Genomic DNA, 14,482 nt, shown 5'->3' on the forward strand with positions numbered 1-14,482 from the left:
TGATGTCACCAGGTGCGGCTTTCGGGCCGCGTTCTTGTAGGGCTTGGGCGGCTTGCGTGGGGCATAGAGTGGACCGATCGGGGCGACGGTTCTTGATGGTTTTCTGCAAGGGGCATGACGAAATCGGCACAGTTGGGAAAAAGCAGTGGTCAGCCACAAGGGTGGGGAATAGGCTGTAGGCCATACCGTATAAGGGCTGTAGGTATGTGTGAGTAGTGCCGGCCTCTTCGCGGGCTCGCCCGCTCCCACAGGTACAGCACAGGATTCGGGAATTGTGAGGTACCTGTGGGAGCGGGCATGCCCGCGAAAGGGCCAACAAAGCCAACAGAGATCGAGCAGATGACCGACACCCCCCTGGCACCCCTCTACCATTCCCTGGACCAGCACCGTCCCGCCTCCCTCGAGGCCCTGCTGGCCGGTGTCTCGCTGTTGCTGCCGATCCTCGACGCCATCCCCAACGCTGCGATCTTCATCAAGGACCCGGCCGCCCGCTACGTGCTGGCCAACAACACCTTGGTCCAGCGCTGTGGCCTGAAGCGCCTGCAACCGTTGCTGGGCAAGACCAGCGCCGAAGTGTTTCCGGCGCAGTTCGGCCCCGGCTACACCGAACAGGACCGCCGTGTGCTCAAGCAGGGCCTGGTGCTGGAAGACCAGCTGGAGCTGCACCTGTACGGCAGCCGTGAGCCAGGCTGGTGCTTGACCCACAAGCGCCCGTTGTACAGCCAGGCGGGCGAGATCATTGGCCTGGTCGGCATCTCGGTCGACCTGCAGTCAGCGGCCGACAGCCACCCTGCGTACCAGCGCCTGGCCGCGGTGGACGAACATATCCGCCAGCATTTTCACCAGCCGATAAGCATGCGCGAGCTGACCCGCATCGCGGGCATTTCGGTGGCCCAGCTGGAGCGCTATTGCAAACGGGTATTCCACCTCACGCCACGGCAGATGATCCACAAGGCGCGCCTGGAGCACGCGCATCGCCTACTGCATTCAGAATTGCCGATCACTGAGGTTGCCATGTGCTGCGGCTACACCGACCACAGCGCCTTCAGCCGCCAGTTCAAGCAACTGACCGGCTTTACGCCGCGCCAATACCGCCAGGCGACCAGCGATCAGCCCGCCTGAAACAGTGCCTGCGCCTCGGCAAAGCACTGCTCGGCAATCGCCGAACGTGGCTCGCTGCGGCGCAGCAGCAGGCCGACCGGGCTGTGGATGGCGGCGTCGGCCACCGGCAGGATGCGCAAGTGCTCGCTGAGGTCTTCCAGGCCGCAGTCCAGGGGCATGATCGCGCAGCACATGCCGGTGTTGATGGCCTGGATCAGTTGGAAGCTCGAGTCGCTTTCCAACACTGCGTTGGGCTCCAGGCCACGGCTGCGAAAACTCAGGTCCAGTGACTGGCGGTAGTGCATGCCTTTGCTCAGCAGCCCCAGGGGGATGTCGCCCAGTTCGGCCCAGCGCAAGGTGTCGCTGGCGAAGCGGAAGTGCCGGGTGTCGTGCAAAAGGCCCATGGTGGTGGTGCCCAGTTCGATCACTTCGAAGAAGCTGGTGTTGACCTGGTCTAGGTAACAGATACCCAGGTCGAGCTGGTTCCGGCTAAGGCCGTCGATGACCTGTTCCGAGCTCAGCGAACTGAGCTGGAAGTGCAGCTCCGGGTATTTTTCCCGCAGCGGCAGCAGCAGGTGCATGGGGTTGAAGCTGGCCAGCGGCACCGTGCCCAGGCGCAGGCTGCCGACCACCTGGCCCCGGCAACTGGCGGCTTCGGCCTGCAGGCCGTCGTGCGCGGCGAGCAGGGTGCGGGCCCAGGCCAGAATGCGCTCGCCGGCCTCGGTGAAGCCCTCGAAGCGCTGGCCACGCTTGACCAGTACCAGGTCCAGTTCGTCTTCCAGGTTGCGCAGGCGCATGGACAGCGTCGGCTGGGTGATGTGGCACAGCGCCGCCGCCTGGCCGAAGTGGCGGGTCTGGTCGAGGGCGATGAGGAACTTGAGCTGCTTGATGTCCATGGAAGTGCCTGGCATGCGGGGTGTGTTGACCTTAACCAACTCTGCGGTGGCTGGCCATTGTTTGATGGTGCCTGTGCGGGCCCTGTCGCTGGCAAGCCAGCTTCCGCTGGGATCGCGTCAGGGCTGACAGGTGTTTGTCACAAGAAATGCAGGGCCTGTGAGATCGAGCGCCGCCCGCGCGGCGCTTCGCGGGTAAACCCGCTCCTACATTTGTTTCGGGCCAATTATGCCTGTGGGATTTGCGCGCGAACCCTTTGGCGCATGCCTCAATGTCGCGTCGTATGAACCAGGCGGTCGCGCGCGCCTGTTACAGGCGTAACTGGCCCGAAACAAATGTAGGAGCGGGTTTACCCGCGAAGCGCCGCGCGGGCGGCGCTCGATCTCGCAGGCGCTGAAGATGCTGCGGCTACCTCCAGGCAGCGATAGAACCTGTCGATGGAACGGTTCGCCATATCGATTGGACGCCCTCGGAGCATCCCCTTAGCGTGGCGAAAAGGCCATTCAAGGAGTTCCTGTTGTGCGCGTCCAACCCGATGCGGTCTTCGTACCGCTGAACATCGCAGTGCTGACTGTCAGCGATACCCGCACCTTCGACAACGACACCTCCGGCGAACTGCTGGCCAGCCGTTCGGTGGAGATCGGCCACCGCCTGGTGGCGCGGGCGCTGCTCAAGGACGACCTGTACAAGATCCGCGCCCAGGTGGCCACCTGGATTGCCGATGACCAGGTGCAGGTGGTGCTGATCACCGGCGGTACCGGTTTTACCGGCCGCGACAGCACGCCAGAGGCGGTCGGGTGCCTGCTGGACAAACGCATCGATGGCTTTGGCGAACTGTTCCGCGCGTTGTCGATTCTGGATATCGGCAGCTCGACCGTGCAGAGCCGGGCGCTGGCCGGGCTGGCCAACCGCACGCTGGTGTGCTGCCTGCCGGGGTCTACCGGGGCTTGCCGTACAGCGTGGGAGGGGATCCTGGCCGAGCAGCTGGATGCCCGGCACCGGCCGTGCAACTTCGTCAAGCACCTGCTGCCCATCAAGGCCTGTGCAAGCCGGGGCTGATCGTTCGCCTGTACCGGCCCTATCGCCGGCAAGCCGGCTCCCAGGTATTGCACAGGTTCTGAAATCTGTGTGGTCCCTGTGGGAGCTGGCTTGCCGGCGATAGGGCCCTTAGCTCAACACATGCCCCACCGGCAACAACGCCGGCGGCAACTGCTGGTCCCCCAACCCCGCCAGTACATCCCGCTCCACGGTCCGCACCATGGCATCGGTAGGCAGGTCATTCTCATCCCGCCCGAACGGGTCTTCCAGTTCGTTGCCAATCGCATCCAGGCCAAAGAACGTGTACCCCACGATGGTGGTGAACAGCGGCGCCAGCCAGCCCAGCGGCTCGGCCAGGGCAAACGGCAACAACAGGCAGAAGATGTAGATGGTGCGGTGCAACAACAGCGTGTAGGGAAACGGCAGTGGCGTGCCCTTGATGCGCTCGCAGGTGGCCTGCACCTCGGTCAGCCCCACCAGCCGCTGCTCCAGCAGGCTGTAACGCCAGTCACTGATCTGTTGTCGCTCGGCCAGCCGCGAGCATTGGCTGCCCACCTCACGCAGTATGCTGTCGCACACATTGTGCGGGCTGAGCGCCTCGGGCCGGGGCAACCATGGGCGGGCGGCAGCCAGGTCGTCTTCATTGCGCAACCGCGCATTCAGCGCATGGGCAAACCCGCACAGGCTGCGCAGCAGCTCTTGGCGTAGTGCTTCATCGCCGATCACCACGCTCTCACGCACGAACGAGCGGGTCTCGATGATCAGCTTGCCCCAGGCCTTGCGCCCTTCCCACCAACGGTCATAGCAGGCGTTGTTGCGAAAGCTCATGAAGATCGACAGCGACAGGCCCAGCAAGGTGAAAGGCGTGGCGCTGACCGGGTAGAAAAACGCCGGGTAATGGCGCTCGACCAGCACGATCAGTGCGGCCAGCAGGGTGACCATCAGGCAGCGCAGGGCAATGCGCTTGATGATCGAACCCTTGAGGGTGAACAACACGCGCAACACATCGGGTGCGGGGTGGACGATCATGGCAATCCAGAGGCAGCTGCTCAGCCGCCGGTCATGTTCATGAAGCGCAGGATCTGCACGTCGCCACCGACTTCGAAGTGATGGCGGTAGGGCTTCAGGTGCAGCGAGTCGCGGATGGCCTTTTCCAGGCGGTCGGGGTCGCCCGGGTGGGCCCGCAGCACGTGCTTGAGGTCTACCGAATGCTCGTTGCCCAGGCACAGCAGCAAGCGGCCCTCGACGGTCAGGCGCACGCGGTTGCAGGTGGCGCAGAAGTTGTGGCTGTGCGGCGAAATGAAGCCGACCCGGGTGTTGGCCGCTTCGGCCAGGCGCCAGTAACGGGCCGGCCCCTGCGACGTTTCGGTGGACTCCACCAGGGTGAACTGTTCAGCCAGCAGCGCCCGTACTTCATCGCTGGAGCAGAACGACTCGCCACGTTCATGCTCGCTGATCACCCCCAGGGGCATTTCTTCGATGAAGGTGATGTCCAGCTCGCGGTCGATGGCAAAGCGCACCAGGTCGACCAGTTCATGGTCGTTGCGGCCCTTGAGCACCACGCAGTTGAGCTTGGTGCGCTTGAAACCGGCCTGCCGGGCTGCGTCGATGCCGGCAATGACCTGGTGCAGGTCGCCGGTACGGGTCAGTTGCTTGAAGCGGTCGGCGTCCAGGCTGTCGAGGCTGATGTTCAGGCGTGTAACGCCCGCGTCGAACAGCGGCTGGGCCAGGCGGCCAAGCTGCGAGCCGTTGCTGGTCAGGCACAGTTCGCGCAGGCCGGGCAGGGCGGCGATGCGCCCGCACAAGTCGACGATGCCCTGGCGCACCAGGGGTTCGCCGCCGGTCAGGCGGATTTTGCGGGTGCCGAGGGCGACGAAGCGCTCGGCCACCTGGAACAGTTCCTCCAGGCTGAGAATCTGCTGGCGCGGCAGGAACTGCATGTCTTCGGCCATGCAGTACACGCAACGGAAGTCGCAGCGGTCGGTGACCGACATCCGCAGGTAGTCGATTTTCCGGTTGAAGCCGTCGATCAGGGCCCGGCTGTTCTGTTCCACGTTCGCGCTCGCGTCTGGGAAGGGGGGCATTTCTGTCCAAGCTATAACCTGGGCGCAGGGCCGTCAAATTGCTTTGTCCGACTGCATGATCGACGGTCTCTATCATGCGGCCTGGCAGCTCGTCGCCTGCCTGCCGTCATCGAAAGCGCTTATCACGCCGTAAGATCTTTCGATTGGACGCCCCGCCCCACGCTCCATAGGCTGAAACAAAGCACCGAAGCGTGAGGATTCACCGCATGAGCCAGGACGAACACATCAGGGACTACAAAGGCGCCGCCGCCGGCTGGGGGGCGCTGAAAAGCGTGACCAAGAGCTGGCTGGGCAGTGACAACGCCTTCAAGAACCTGCGGGCCATGCTCAAGACCAACCAGAACGGCGGCTTCGACTGCCCTGGCTGTGCCTGGGGCGAGTCGCCGGAAAGCGACATGGTCAAGTTCTGTGAAAACGGCGCCAAGGCGGTCAACTGGGAAGCCACCGGGCGCTCGGTGGACCCGGCCTTCTTTGCCAAGTACAGCGTCAGCGCGTTGAAGCAACAGACCGACTACTGGCTTGAGTACCAAGGCCGCCTGACGCACCCGATGCGCTATGACGCAGCCACCGACCATTACGTGGAAACCACCTGGGCAGAAGCGTTCGAGCTGGTTGCCCGGCACCTGCGCGCACTGCAATCGCCGGACGAAGCCGAGTTCTACACCTCGGGCCGGGCCAGCAATGAAGCGGCGTTTCTCTACCAGCTGTTCGTGCGTGCCTATGGCACCAACAATTTCCCGGACTGCTCCAACATGTGCCACGAAGCCAGCGGCTCGGGCATGTCGGAAACCCTGGGGGTGGGCAAAGGCACCGTGGTGTTTCACGACCTGGAACTGGCCGATGCCATTTTCGTGATTGGCCAGAACCCCGGCACCAACCACCCGCGCATGCTCGAACCGCTGCGTGAAGCGGTCAAGCGCGGTGCCCAGGTGGTGTGCTTCAACCCGCTCAAAGAGCGTGGCCTGGAGCGCTTCCAGCACCCGCAGCACCCGTTCGAAATGCTCAGCAATGGCTCCGAGCCGACTTCCAGCGCGTACTTCCGTCCAGCCCTGGGTGGCGACATGGCGGCCATGCGCGGTATTGCCAAGTTCCTGTTGCAGTGGGAACGCGAGGCCCAGGCCAAGGGCGAACCGCCGGTGTTCGACCACGCCTTCATCGCCGAGCACACCAGCGGTATCGATGGCTACCTGGCGGCGGTCGACGCCACGGCGTGGGAACACATCGTTCAGCAGTCTGGCCTGACCCTGGCCGAGATCGAACTGGCCGCGCGTATGTACCGCAAGGCCGAGCGGGTCATCATGTGCTGGGCCATGGGCGTGACGCAGCACCGCCATTCGGTGGCAACCGTGCAGGAAATCGTCAACCTGCAGCTTCTGCGCGGCAACGTCGGCAAGCCCGGCGCTGGCCTGTCGCCGGTGCGCGGCCACAGCAACGTGCAGGGCGACCGCACCATGGGCATCGACGAGAAGCCCCGGGCAGCACTGCTCGACGCCCTGGAAAAACGCTTCCGCTTCCGTGTGCCGCGTGCCCATGGGCACAACGCGGTGCTGGCGATCAAGGCCATGGAGGAGGGGCGGGCCAAGGTGTTCGTCGCCCTGGGCGGCAACTTTGCCCAAGCCACCCCGGATACACCGCGTACCCATGCCGCGCTGCAGAAGTGTGCGCTGACCGTGCAGATTTCCACCAAGCTCAACCGCTCGCACCTGGTCACCGGCCGCGACGCGCTGATCCTGCCATGCCTGGGCCGTACCGAAATCGACCTGCAGGCCGCAGGGCCCCAGGGCGTGACCGTGGAAGACACCTTCAGCATGGTGCACCTCTCCCATGGCCAGTTGCGCCCGCGCTCGCCGCACATGCGTTCGGAGCCATGGATCATCGCCGGCATGGCCAAGGCCACGCTGGGCAACCAGCCGATCGACTGGGCCTATGCGGTGGCCGACTACAACCGCATCCGCGACATGATTGCCGACGTCATCCCCGGCTTCGCGCGTTTCAATGAACGCCTGAACAGCCCTGGCGGGTTCCACCTGGGTAACCACGCTGCCGAGCGCAACTTCCGCACGGCCACCGGCAAGGCGCGCTTCATGCCCCACACGCTGCCCGAGGGATTGGTCAACGCCAAGGTGCTGGCCCGCGGGGACAAGCCCGACCTGATCTTGCAGACCCTGCGTTCGCACGACCAGTACAACACCACCCTGTATGGCCTGGACGACCGCTACCGTGGGGTGTTCGGCCTGCGCGAAGTGGTGTTCGTCAACGAGGCCGATATCCGCCGCCTGGGCTTTGAACCGGGTGAGCACGTGGACCTGGTGTCGCTGTGGGAGGATGGTGTGGAGCGGCGGGTGTCGGGGTTCCGCCTGGTGGCGTATGACGTGCCGCAAGGGCAGGCGGCGGCTTACTACCCCGAGACCAACCCGCTGGTGCCGCTGGAGAGTTATGGCGAGGGGACGTACACCCCGACCTCGAAGTTTGTGGCGATCAAGCTGGAGAAGGCCGAGGCCGGGAACCGGATTGCGGCGGTGCTGGCTTCGGATTGACGGGCGCCTGCAAGGGCCCTGTCGCGGGCGGGGGTAGGCGCAGGATCTTCAGCGCCTGTGAGATCGAGCGCCGCCCGCGCGGCGCTTCGCGGGTAAACCCGCTCCTACGCTTGTTTCGGGCCAATTATTCCCGTGGGATTTGCGCGCGAACGCCTTGGCGCCCACCTCAATATCGCGCCGTACAAACAAGGCGGTCGCGCGCGCCTGGCACAGGATGGACTGGCCCGAAACAAACGTAGGAGCGGGTTTACCCGCGAAGCGCCGCGCGGGCGGCGCTCGATCTCACAGGCGCTGCATATCTTCTGGCAACCACCTGTCAGCCCTGATGCAATCCCTGTGCGCCTTGCCGGCAATATGCCCCACAGCCATCAGCCACGGTTCACCGGTAAAGCCGTGGTGTACTTCATCTGTTCCATGGCAAAACTGGAGGTAATGTTCGACAACCCCTCGGTGCTGGTAATCAGCTTTTTGTAAAACCGGTCATACGCCGCAATATCCCCCACCACCACCCGCAACATGTAGTCCCAGTCGCCAGACATGCGGTAGCACTCCATCACCTCCTCGAACCCGGTCACGGTCGCGGCAAACTGCGCCAGCCAGGCGCTGTCGTGGCGCTGGGTCTTGAGCTGGACGAACACCGTCAGCCCCAGCCCTAGCCGTTCAGGGGCCAGCAGGGCGACACGGCCGAGTATGTACCCTTCTTCTTCCAGGCGCTTGACCCGCTTCCAGCACGGGGTGGTGGACAGGTTGACGGCTTCGGCCAGGTCCTTGAGCGACATCGAGGCGTCGCGCTGAAGCAGGGTAAGAATGTGCTGGTCGAAGCTGTCCATATCGCGCGCTGGCCGTGCCGGAAAATATTTCACAGGTTACCCCAAGGCCAGGCGATTTGGCTTGTGCCATAGTGGCAGCTTTCATTCTGCCAATGGGCCTGACCATGTCCGACAAGCCGCGCAATTTCGCCACCCGTGCCATTCACGCTGGCGAGCAGTTCAGTGTTGCCGACAATGCCATTTTCCCGGCCATCGTCACCGCCAGCTCGTTCACCAAACGCAGCCTCGACGACAAGCCGGAGTACTCCTACAGCCGCGTGGGCAACCCCACCCGGCATGCTTACGAAACCTGCGTAGCGGCGCTGGAAGAAGGCGTGGGTGCCGTGGCCTGCGCCTCGGGGGTTAATGCCACCGCCACGGTACTGGAGCTGCTGCCCAAGGATGCCCACGTGGTCGTGATGAACGGCGTGTACGGGGGCACTTTCCGCATCCTGGAAGACTACCGCAGCCGTACTTCAGGCCTGACCACCACCTATGTCGACCTCAACGACCTGGGCGCGGTGGCCGCGGCGATCAAGCCCGAAACCCAGTTGATCTGGATCGAGTCGCCGACCAACCCGTTGTTGCACCTGGTCGACATCAAGGCGGTGTGCGACCTGGCGCGGGCCAAGGGCATCCTCACCTGCATCGACAACACCTTCTGCTCGCCGTGGAACCAGCGCCCGATCAACCTGGGGGTGGACCTGGTGATGCACTCGGCCAGCAAATACATTGGCGGCCACTCTGACCTGACTGGCGGTGTGGTGGTCGCGGCCAATGACGCGCTGTTGGCGCGCCTGCGCCGCATCAGCATGGCCATCGGCGCGGTGCAGGGGCCGTTCGACTGCTACCTGGCCCTGCGCGGCCTGAAGACCCTGGATGTGCGCATGGAGCGCCAGTGCGCCAATGCCCTGCAGGTGGCACGCTTTCTGGAACACCACGCGCAGGTGGAGCAGGTGTATTACCCTGGGCTGGAAAGCCACCCGCAGCATGAACTGTGCAAGCGCCAGATGCGCAGTGGCGGGGCGGTGGTGGCGATGAAGGTCAAGGGCGACCGCGCCGCGCTCAACCGCCTGGTCGAGGCGCTGCAGATCTTTGTATTGGCCGACTCGCTGGGCGGGGTGGAGAGCATGATCAACCACTCGTGGAGCATGTCGCACTGCTCGCTAAGCCCGGAGCAGAAGGGTGTGATGGGCATCAGCGAGAACCTGCTGCGGCTGTCGGTGGGGATCGAGGATTACCGCGACCTGATCGAAGACCTGGATGGGGCGTTGAAAGCGCTGGTTGCTGCGTAGGGGTTGCTGGCCTCTTCGCGGGTGAACCCGCTCCTACAAGGTACGAGGTCCAATGTAGGAGCGGGTTCACCCGCGAAGAGGCCAGCAACCTCAATGAATGCCTGTCAGGATTTGGGCGGATGAATGATCCGTTCGATCTTGTCCTTGATCAGCAACCGCTCCTTGCGCAGGCGGTTGACGGCGTCGTCGTTGGTGCCGTTGCCTTCGGCGGCCACCACCTCCTTGTCCTTGGCGTTGTATTCCTTGTGCAGTGCATGCAGCGCCTGGTCGTTGTCCATCAGTGCCTGGAACTTCTCAGCGGTAATGTGCAGGTCAGCGAGCAGATCATGCGGAACTGGCATTTCTTCACCTCTGTCAGGTTTGTCGATTAGGTCCTGACCACTGAGGATAGCCGTCTTTGCGCAAGCCGTTCACGGGCTGCAGGCTGAACGGCAGCTGAAGAAAACGGCATTAACGGGCAAAAGCCTCGCCATCACTAAATTGTTACCGACTTTTTCACAAAAAATTGATGGTGCGCTTTCTAGAGTTCGCCCAACTTTCCCACGGTGCCGTCGGGCCGCGGGGTTGATAACCACTCTTGATTGCGAACACTGATGCTCAATTTCAAATCCCTGCGGACTGAATGGGTCACGCTGCTGGCCAGCCTGTACCTGCTGATCGGCTTCAACATGTTCCTTTGGGAGCATCTGCAAGCGGTCGTGCCCCCCGGCCTGTCGGGGTTGTGGCTGATTCTGGCGTTCGCCGTGCTGATGCTGTTCGCGTTCAACCTGGTACTCACTTTATTTGCCTTCCGTTATGTGTTGAAGCCGTTACTTGTGGTCTTGTTCATCAGTGGCGCCGGCGTGGCTTACTTCATGAACCAGTACGGCGTACTTATCGATGCGGGCATGTTCCGCAACATGGCCGAAACCAATGTGGCGGAAGTGCGCGACCTGATGTCGTTCAAGTTTGCCGCTTACATCCTGCTGCTGGGGGTGTTGCCTTCGGTGCTGGTGTGCAAGGCGCAGATCGCCTACCGCCGCTGGCACCGCGAACTGCTTGGCAAGCTGCTGGTGAGTGGTGCCTGCGTGGTGGCGCTGGGTTCGGTGGCGCTGGTCAACTACCAAGGGCTGTCGTCGCTGTTTCGCAACCACCACGAACTGCGCCTGATGCTGACCCCAAGCAATATCGTGGGCGCCTCCATTGGTTATGTCGGCGAACGGGTTGGTACCGCAGCGCGGCCGTTCCAGCCTTACGGCGAAGATGCCAAGCGTGATGTGGCCTGGCAGAAACATGAGCGCAAATCGCTGACCGTGCTGGTGGTCGGGGAAAGTGCCCGGGCAGACCACTTCGGTGTCTTGGGCTATGGCCGCGATACCACGCCGAACCTGGCCAAGGAACAGGGCCTGCTGGCGTTCTCCGACGTGCATTCGTGCGGCACGGAAACGGCGGTTTCGGTACCGTGCATGTTCTCTGGCATGCAGCGCAAGGACTACGACGCCAGTGTCGCCAAGAACCGCGAAGGGTTGCTGGACATCCTCCAGCGTGCCGGCCTTGCCGTGCAGTGGCGGGACAACCAGTCGGGTTGCAAGGGCACTTGCGATCGCGTGCAGTTCATCGATGTCAGCAACCTCAAGGACCCGCAACTGTGCGCAGGCGGTGAATGCCATGATCAGGTCCTGCTGCAAGGCCTGGACGCGCTGATCGACAACCTCGACAAGGACACCGTGCTGGTGCTGCACCAGATGGGCAGCCATGGCCCCGAGTACTTCAAGCGCTACCCCGAAGGCGGCGAGCGTTTCAGCCCGGTGTGCCAGAGCAACGCCCTGAACCAGTGCAGCGAACAGCAAATCATCAACGGCTACGACAACACCCTGGCCTACACCGACAAGGTCCTGGCCTCGTTGATCGACACCCTGCGCAGCAAGCAGGACAAGGTGGACACGGCGATGATCTACCTGTCCGACCATGGCGAGTCGCTGGGTGAGTACAACCTGTTCCTGCACGGCACACCGTACGCCATCGCCCCCGAGCAGCAGAAGCACGTTCCGCTGCTGACGTGGTTCTCCGACAGTTACAAGGAGGACTTCGGCCTCGATACCGACTGCCTGGCCAAGCTCAGCGACGCCCCGCTGTCGCAAGACAACCTGTTCCACTCGATGCTTGGCCTGCTGCAGGTACACACCGAGGTCTACCAACGGTCGCTGGACATGTTCGCCAGTTGCCGCCCGTGGCTGACGGCCAAGCGCTGACGCCTACACCCTGCGTGCAAACGCACCATTGATCGATATCAAGGATGGCCCGGGTTTCACCAGCAGTGCCCGCGCCGTATATACTGCGCGCCAATGTTAGTGGGAGAGCCTTGTGGCCATCGAAATTCACTGGATATGTGACGACCAGAGCCTGGCTGAACACTGCCGCGACTGGCAGCAACTGCCGTTTGTCGCCGTCGATACCGAGTTCATGCGGGTCGACACCTTTTACCCGAAGGCCGGGCTGATCCAGATTGGCGACGGCCAACGGGCCTTCCTGATCGACCCGCTGCTGATCGGCAACTGGCAACCCCTGGCCGACCTGCTGGAAAACAGCGGTGTGGTCAAGGTGCTGCATGCCTGCAGCGAAGACCTCGAAGTGCTGTTGCGCCTGACCGGCAAGTTGCCACAACCGTTGTTCGACACCCAGCTGGCCGCCGGTTACCTGAACCTTGGCTTTTCCATGGGTTACTCGCGCCTGGTGCAGGAAGTGCTGGGCATCGACCTGCCCAAGGGCGAAACCCGCTCCGACTGGCTGCAGCGCCCATTGTCGGACACCCAGGTCAGCTACGCGGCCGAAGATGCCGTGCACCTGGCCGAGCTGTTCGCCGTGCTGCGCCCGCGCCTGAGCGACGACAAGTATGCCTGGGTGCTGGAGGATGGCGCCGAGCTGGTCGCCGCCTTGCGTCGCGAAGTCGAGCCAGCCACCTTGTACCGCGACGTCAAGCTGGCCTGGAAGCTGGCGCCCCAGCAGTTGGCCGTGCTGCGTGAGCTGTGCGCCTGGCGCGAGCGTACTGCCCGCAGCCGCGATGTACCCCGCAACCGCGTGCTCAAGGAACACTCGCTGTGGCCCATTGCCAAGAACCAGCCGAGCAACCTGTCGGCACTGGCCAAGGTTGAAGAGATGCACCCGCGCACCATTCGTCAAGACGGTGAGTTTCTCATCCAGCTGATCAAGCGCGCCGCCAGCCTGCCTGCCGAGCAGTGGCCAGCGCCCTTGCCCGAGCCGCTGCCGATCGAAGCCAGCGGCATCCTCAAGCAGCTGCGCGCCATCGGCCAGGCCGAAGGCGAGCGCCTGGGCATTGCCCCTGAGCTGATGCTGCGTAAAAAAGCCCTGGAGGCACTGCTCAAGAGCGGTTACCCCAATGGCCCTTATCAATTGCCCGATTCGCTGCGCGGCTGGCGCCGTGAGCGTATGGGCCAGGCCCTGCTGGACAGCCTTGCAGGCGCCGGAGAGACCCGATGAAACGCATTTGCTCCATCTACAAGAGCCCCCGCAAGAACGAAATGTACCTGTACGTGCTCAAGGCTGACGGCCTTGAGCGGGTGCCAGAAGGCCTGCTGCCGTTCTTCGGCACCCCCGTGCATGCCTTCGACCTGGTGCTCAGCCCGGAACGCAAGCTGGCCCGCGAAGACATCACCAAGGTGTTGGAGAACCTCGACAACCAAGGCTACCACCTGCAGATGCCACCGCCGGATGACGAGTACATCGAGCACCTGCCCGAAGAGCTGCTGCGCCGCAACGACCCGGCCTGAACATGCGCGTACTGATTGCCGAGCATGACCATGCCCGCTACGCCGAGCTTTTGCGCGCAGCCGCGCCTGAACTGGAAATCCTGACCAGTGGCGACTCGGCCGAACTGGCCCGCCAGGCGCCGCGTTGCCCGGTGTGGCTGGGCCAGCCCGACCTGCTGGCGAGCTTGCTGCGCCAGGGCCACCAACCGCGCTGGCTGCAGTCGACCTGGGCCGGCATCACACCGTTGCTGGCCGATGGTTTGCCGCGTGACTATCGCCTGACCCGAGCGGTGGGCATTTTCGGCCAGGTAATGGCCGAGTACATGCTCACCTACATGCTTGGCCATGAGCGCGAGGTGCTGTCGCGCCTGGTCAGCCAGGTCGAGCGGCGCTGGGACGACCGCCCGGGGCGCACGCTGGAAGGGCGCAGGGTGCTGATCGTGGGCACCGGCGACATCGGCCAGCGCGTGGCCGAGTTCCTGCAGCCGTTTGGCGTGGTGCTGTACGGCGTTGCCAGCAGCGCCCGCGAGCAGGCACCGTTCGTCGAAGTGGCGGCGCTGGCCGACCTGCCGCGCATGGTTGGCCAGGTCGACTACGTGCTCAACCTGCTGCCGGATACCCCGGCTACCCACGACTTGTACAACGCTGCACTGTTCAAGTGCTTCCAGCCCACGGCGCTGTTCATCAATGCCGGGCGGGGTGCGGCGGTGGTCGATGCCGACCTGGTAGCTGCGTTGAAGGAGGGGCATCTGGCCGGGGCGGTGATCGATGTGTGCCGCCAGGAGCCGTTGCCCAGGCAGCACCCGTTCTGGACGGCCTGGGGCTTGTTGTTGACCGGGCACAGCTCGGCGCCCACCTCGCCGGCGGCGATGGTGCGGTTGTTTGTCGAGAATATGCGGGCGTATGAAGCCGGGCAGGGGTTGCGCGGTGAAGTGGACTTCGCCAGGGGCTATTGACTGCTTTGGCCTGTGCCGGCCT

General features: G+C 63.7%; 13 protein-coding genes. 8 read left to right on the top strand and 5 right to left on the bottom strand.

Annotated elements, in window-relative coordinates:
• Window positions 1–339 precede the first annotated feature (339 nt).
• Window positions 340–1,122, top strand: coding sequence for an AraC family transcriptional regulator (locus tag K4A76_RS07025; protein ID WP_274411809.1), 783 nt, complete (start codon window positions 340–342; stop codon window positions 1,120–1,122).
• Here K4A76_RS07025 and K4A76_RS07030 read toward each other — a convergent pair.
• Window positions 1,110–1,997: a LysR family transcriptional regulator gene (locus K4A76_RS07030; RefSeq protein ID WP_054881742.1), complete on the bottom strand. Its 888-nt coding sequence runs from the start codon at window positions 1,995–1,997 to the stop codon at window positions 1,110–1,112. The genes K4A76_RS07025 and K4A76_RS07030 overlap by 13 nt on opposite strands.
• Before the next feature lie 517 nt (window positions 1,998–2,514).
• On the opposite strand from K4A76_RS07030, the gene moaB reads away from it, so the two are divergent.
• Window positions 2,515–3,054, top strand: a complete 540-nt coding sequence (moaB, locus tag K4A76_RS07035; RefSeq protein WP_274411810.1) for a molybdenum cofactor biosynthesis protein B — start codon at window positions 2,515–2,517, stop codon at window positions 3,052–3,054.
• 108 nt (window positions 3,055–3,162) lie between these two features.
• On the opposite strand, the gene K4A76_RS07040 is transcribed toward moaB, so the two are convergent.
• Entirely contained in the window at window positions 3,163–4,062 is a 900-nt protein-coding gene (locus tag K4A76_RS07040) for a bestrophin family protein (RefSeq protein WP_274411811.1), read from the bottom strand.
• A 20-nt stretch (window positions 4,063–4,082) separates the two neighbouring features.
• The gene (gene moaA, locus K4A76_RS07045; RefSeq protein WP_009686815.1) at window positions 4,083–5,087 is read right to left on the bottom strand and encodes a GTP 3',8-cyclase MoaA; all 1,005 of its coding nucleotides are present in this window, start codon (window positions 5,085–5,087) and stop codon (window positions 4,083–4,085) included.
• Between the two features lie 236 nt (window positions 5,088–5,323).
• Between moaA and K4A76_RS07050 the strand changes: the two genes are divergently transcribed.
• Complete coding sequence (locus K4A76_RS07050; protein ID WP_274411813.1) at window positions 5,324–7,654, top strand: FdhF/YdeP family oxidoreductase; 2,331 nt, start codon at window positions 5,324–5,326, stop codon at window positions 7,652–7,654.
• Window positions 7,655–8,022: 368 nt separating this feature from the next.
• Here the strand turns inward: K4A76_RS07050 and K4A76_RS07055 are convergent, their stop codons facing one another.
• The gene (locus K4A76_RS07055) at window positions 8,023–8,484 is read right to left on the bottom strand and encodes an Lrp/AsnC family transcriptional regulator (RefSeq protein ID WP_173891660.1); all 462 of its coding nucleotides are present in this window, start codon (window positions 8,482–8,484) and stop codon (window positions 8,023–8,025) included.
• A gap of 92 nt (window positions 8,485–8,576) precedes the next feature.
• Here K4A76_RS07055 and K4A76_RS07060 point away from each other — a divergent pair, with 92 nt between their 5' ends.
• A complete protein-coding gene (locus K4A76_RS07060) occupies window positions 8,577–9,758 on the top strand; it encodes a trans-sulfuration enzyme family protein (protein ID WP_274412273.1) in 1,182 nt (393 codons plus the stop codon).
• Between the two features lie 104 nt (window positions 9,759–9,862).
• On the opposite strand, the gene K4A76_RS07065 is transcribed toward K4A76_RS07060, so the two are convergent.
• Window positions 9,863–10,099, bottom strand: a complete 237-nt coding sequence (locus K4A76_RS07065) for a YdcH family protein (protein ID WP_029886178.1) — start codon at window positions 10,097–10,099, stop codon at window positions 9,863–9,865.
• 252 nt (window positions 10,100–10,351) lie between these two features.
• Between K4A76_RS07065 and K4A76_RS07070 the strand changes: the two genes are divergently transcribed.
• From K4A76_RS07070 to K4A76_RS07085, 4 genes are all read left to right on the top strand, one after another.
• Entirely contained in the window at window positions 10,352–11,989 is a 1,638-nt protein-coding gene (locus tag K4A76_RS07070) for a phosphoethanolamine transferase (RefSeq protein WP_274411814.1), read from the top strand.
• 112 nt (window positions 11,990–12,101) lie between these two features.
• Window positions 12,102–13,235, top strand: coding sequence for a ribonuclease D (gene rnd / locus K4A76_RS07075; RefSeq protein ID WP_054913777.1), 1,134 nt, complete (start codon window positions 12,102–12,104; stop codon window positions 13,233–13,235).
• A complete protein-coding gene (locus tag K4A76_RS07080; protein ID WP_009686808.1) occupies window positions 13,232–13,525 on the top strand; it encodes a YcgL domain-containing protein in 294 nt (97 codons plus the stop codon). The genes rnd and K4A76_RS07080 overlap by 4 nt, the downstream gene beginning before the upstream one ends.
• A gap of 2 nt (window positions 13,526–13,527) precedes the next feature.
• On the top strand, window positions 13,528–14,460 hold the full coding sequence (locus tag K4A76_RS07085) for a D-2-hydroxyacid dehydrogenase (RefSeq protein WP_029886175.1): 933 nt from the start codon (window positions 13,528–13,530) through the stop codon (window positions 14,458–14,460).
• Window positions 14,461–14,482: the final 22 nt, after the last annotated feature.

This window comes from Pseudomonas sp. NEEL19, assembly GCF_028751975.1.
Lineage (GTDB): Bacteria > Pseudomonadota > Gammaproteobacteria > Pseudomonadales > Pseudomonadaceae > Aquipseudomonas > Aquipseudomonas juntendi.

Excerpts from the sequence above, each read along its gene's own strand:
- K4A76_RS07025 (WP_274411809.1), top strand. The coding sequence starts at position 340 with ATGACCGACACCCCCCTGGCACCCCTCTACCATTCCCTGGACCAGCAC.
- K4A76_RS07030 (WP_054881742.1), bottom strand. The coding sequence starts at position 1,997 with ATGGACATCAAGCAGCTCAAGTTCCTCATCGCCCTCGACCAGACCCGC.
- K4A76_RS07040 (WP_274411811.1), bottom strand. The coding sequence starts at position 4,062 with ATGATCGTCCACCCCGCACCCGATGTGTTGCGCGTGTTGTTCACCCTC.
- K4A76_RS07050 (WP_274411813.1), top strand. The coding sequence starts at position 5,324 with ATGAGCCAGGACGAACACATCAGGGACTACAAAGGCGCCGCCGCCGGC.
- K4A76_RS07055 (WP_173891660.1), bottom strand. The coding sequence starts at position 8,484 with ATGGACAGCTTCGACCAGCACATTCTTACCCTGCTTCAGCGCGACGCC.
- K4A76_RS07060 (WP_274412273.1), top strand. The coding sequence starts at position 8,577 with ATGGGCCTGACCATGTCCGACAAGCCGCGCAATTTCGCCACCCGTGCC.
- K4A76_RS07065 (WP_029886178.1), bottom strand. The coding sequence starts at position 10,099 with ATGCCAGTTCCGCATGATCTGCTCGCTGACCTGCACATTACCGCTGAG.
- K4A76_RS07070 (WP_274411814.1), top strand. The coding sequence starts at position 10,352 with ATGCTCAATTTCAAATCCCTGCGGACTGAATGGGTCACGCTGCTGGCC.
- K4A76_RS07080 (WP_009686808.1), top strand. The coding sequence starts at position 13,232 with ATGAAACGCATTTGCTCCATCTACAAGAGCCCCCGCAAGAACGAAATG.
- K4A76_RS07085 (WP_029886175.1), top strand. The coding sequence starts at position 13,528 with ATGCGCGTACTGATTGCCGAGCATGACCATGCCCGCTACGCCGAGCTT.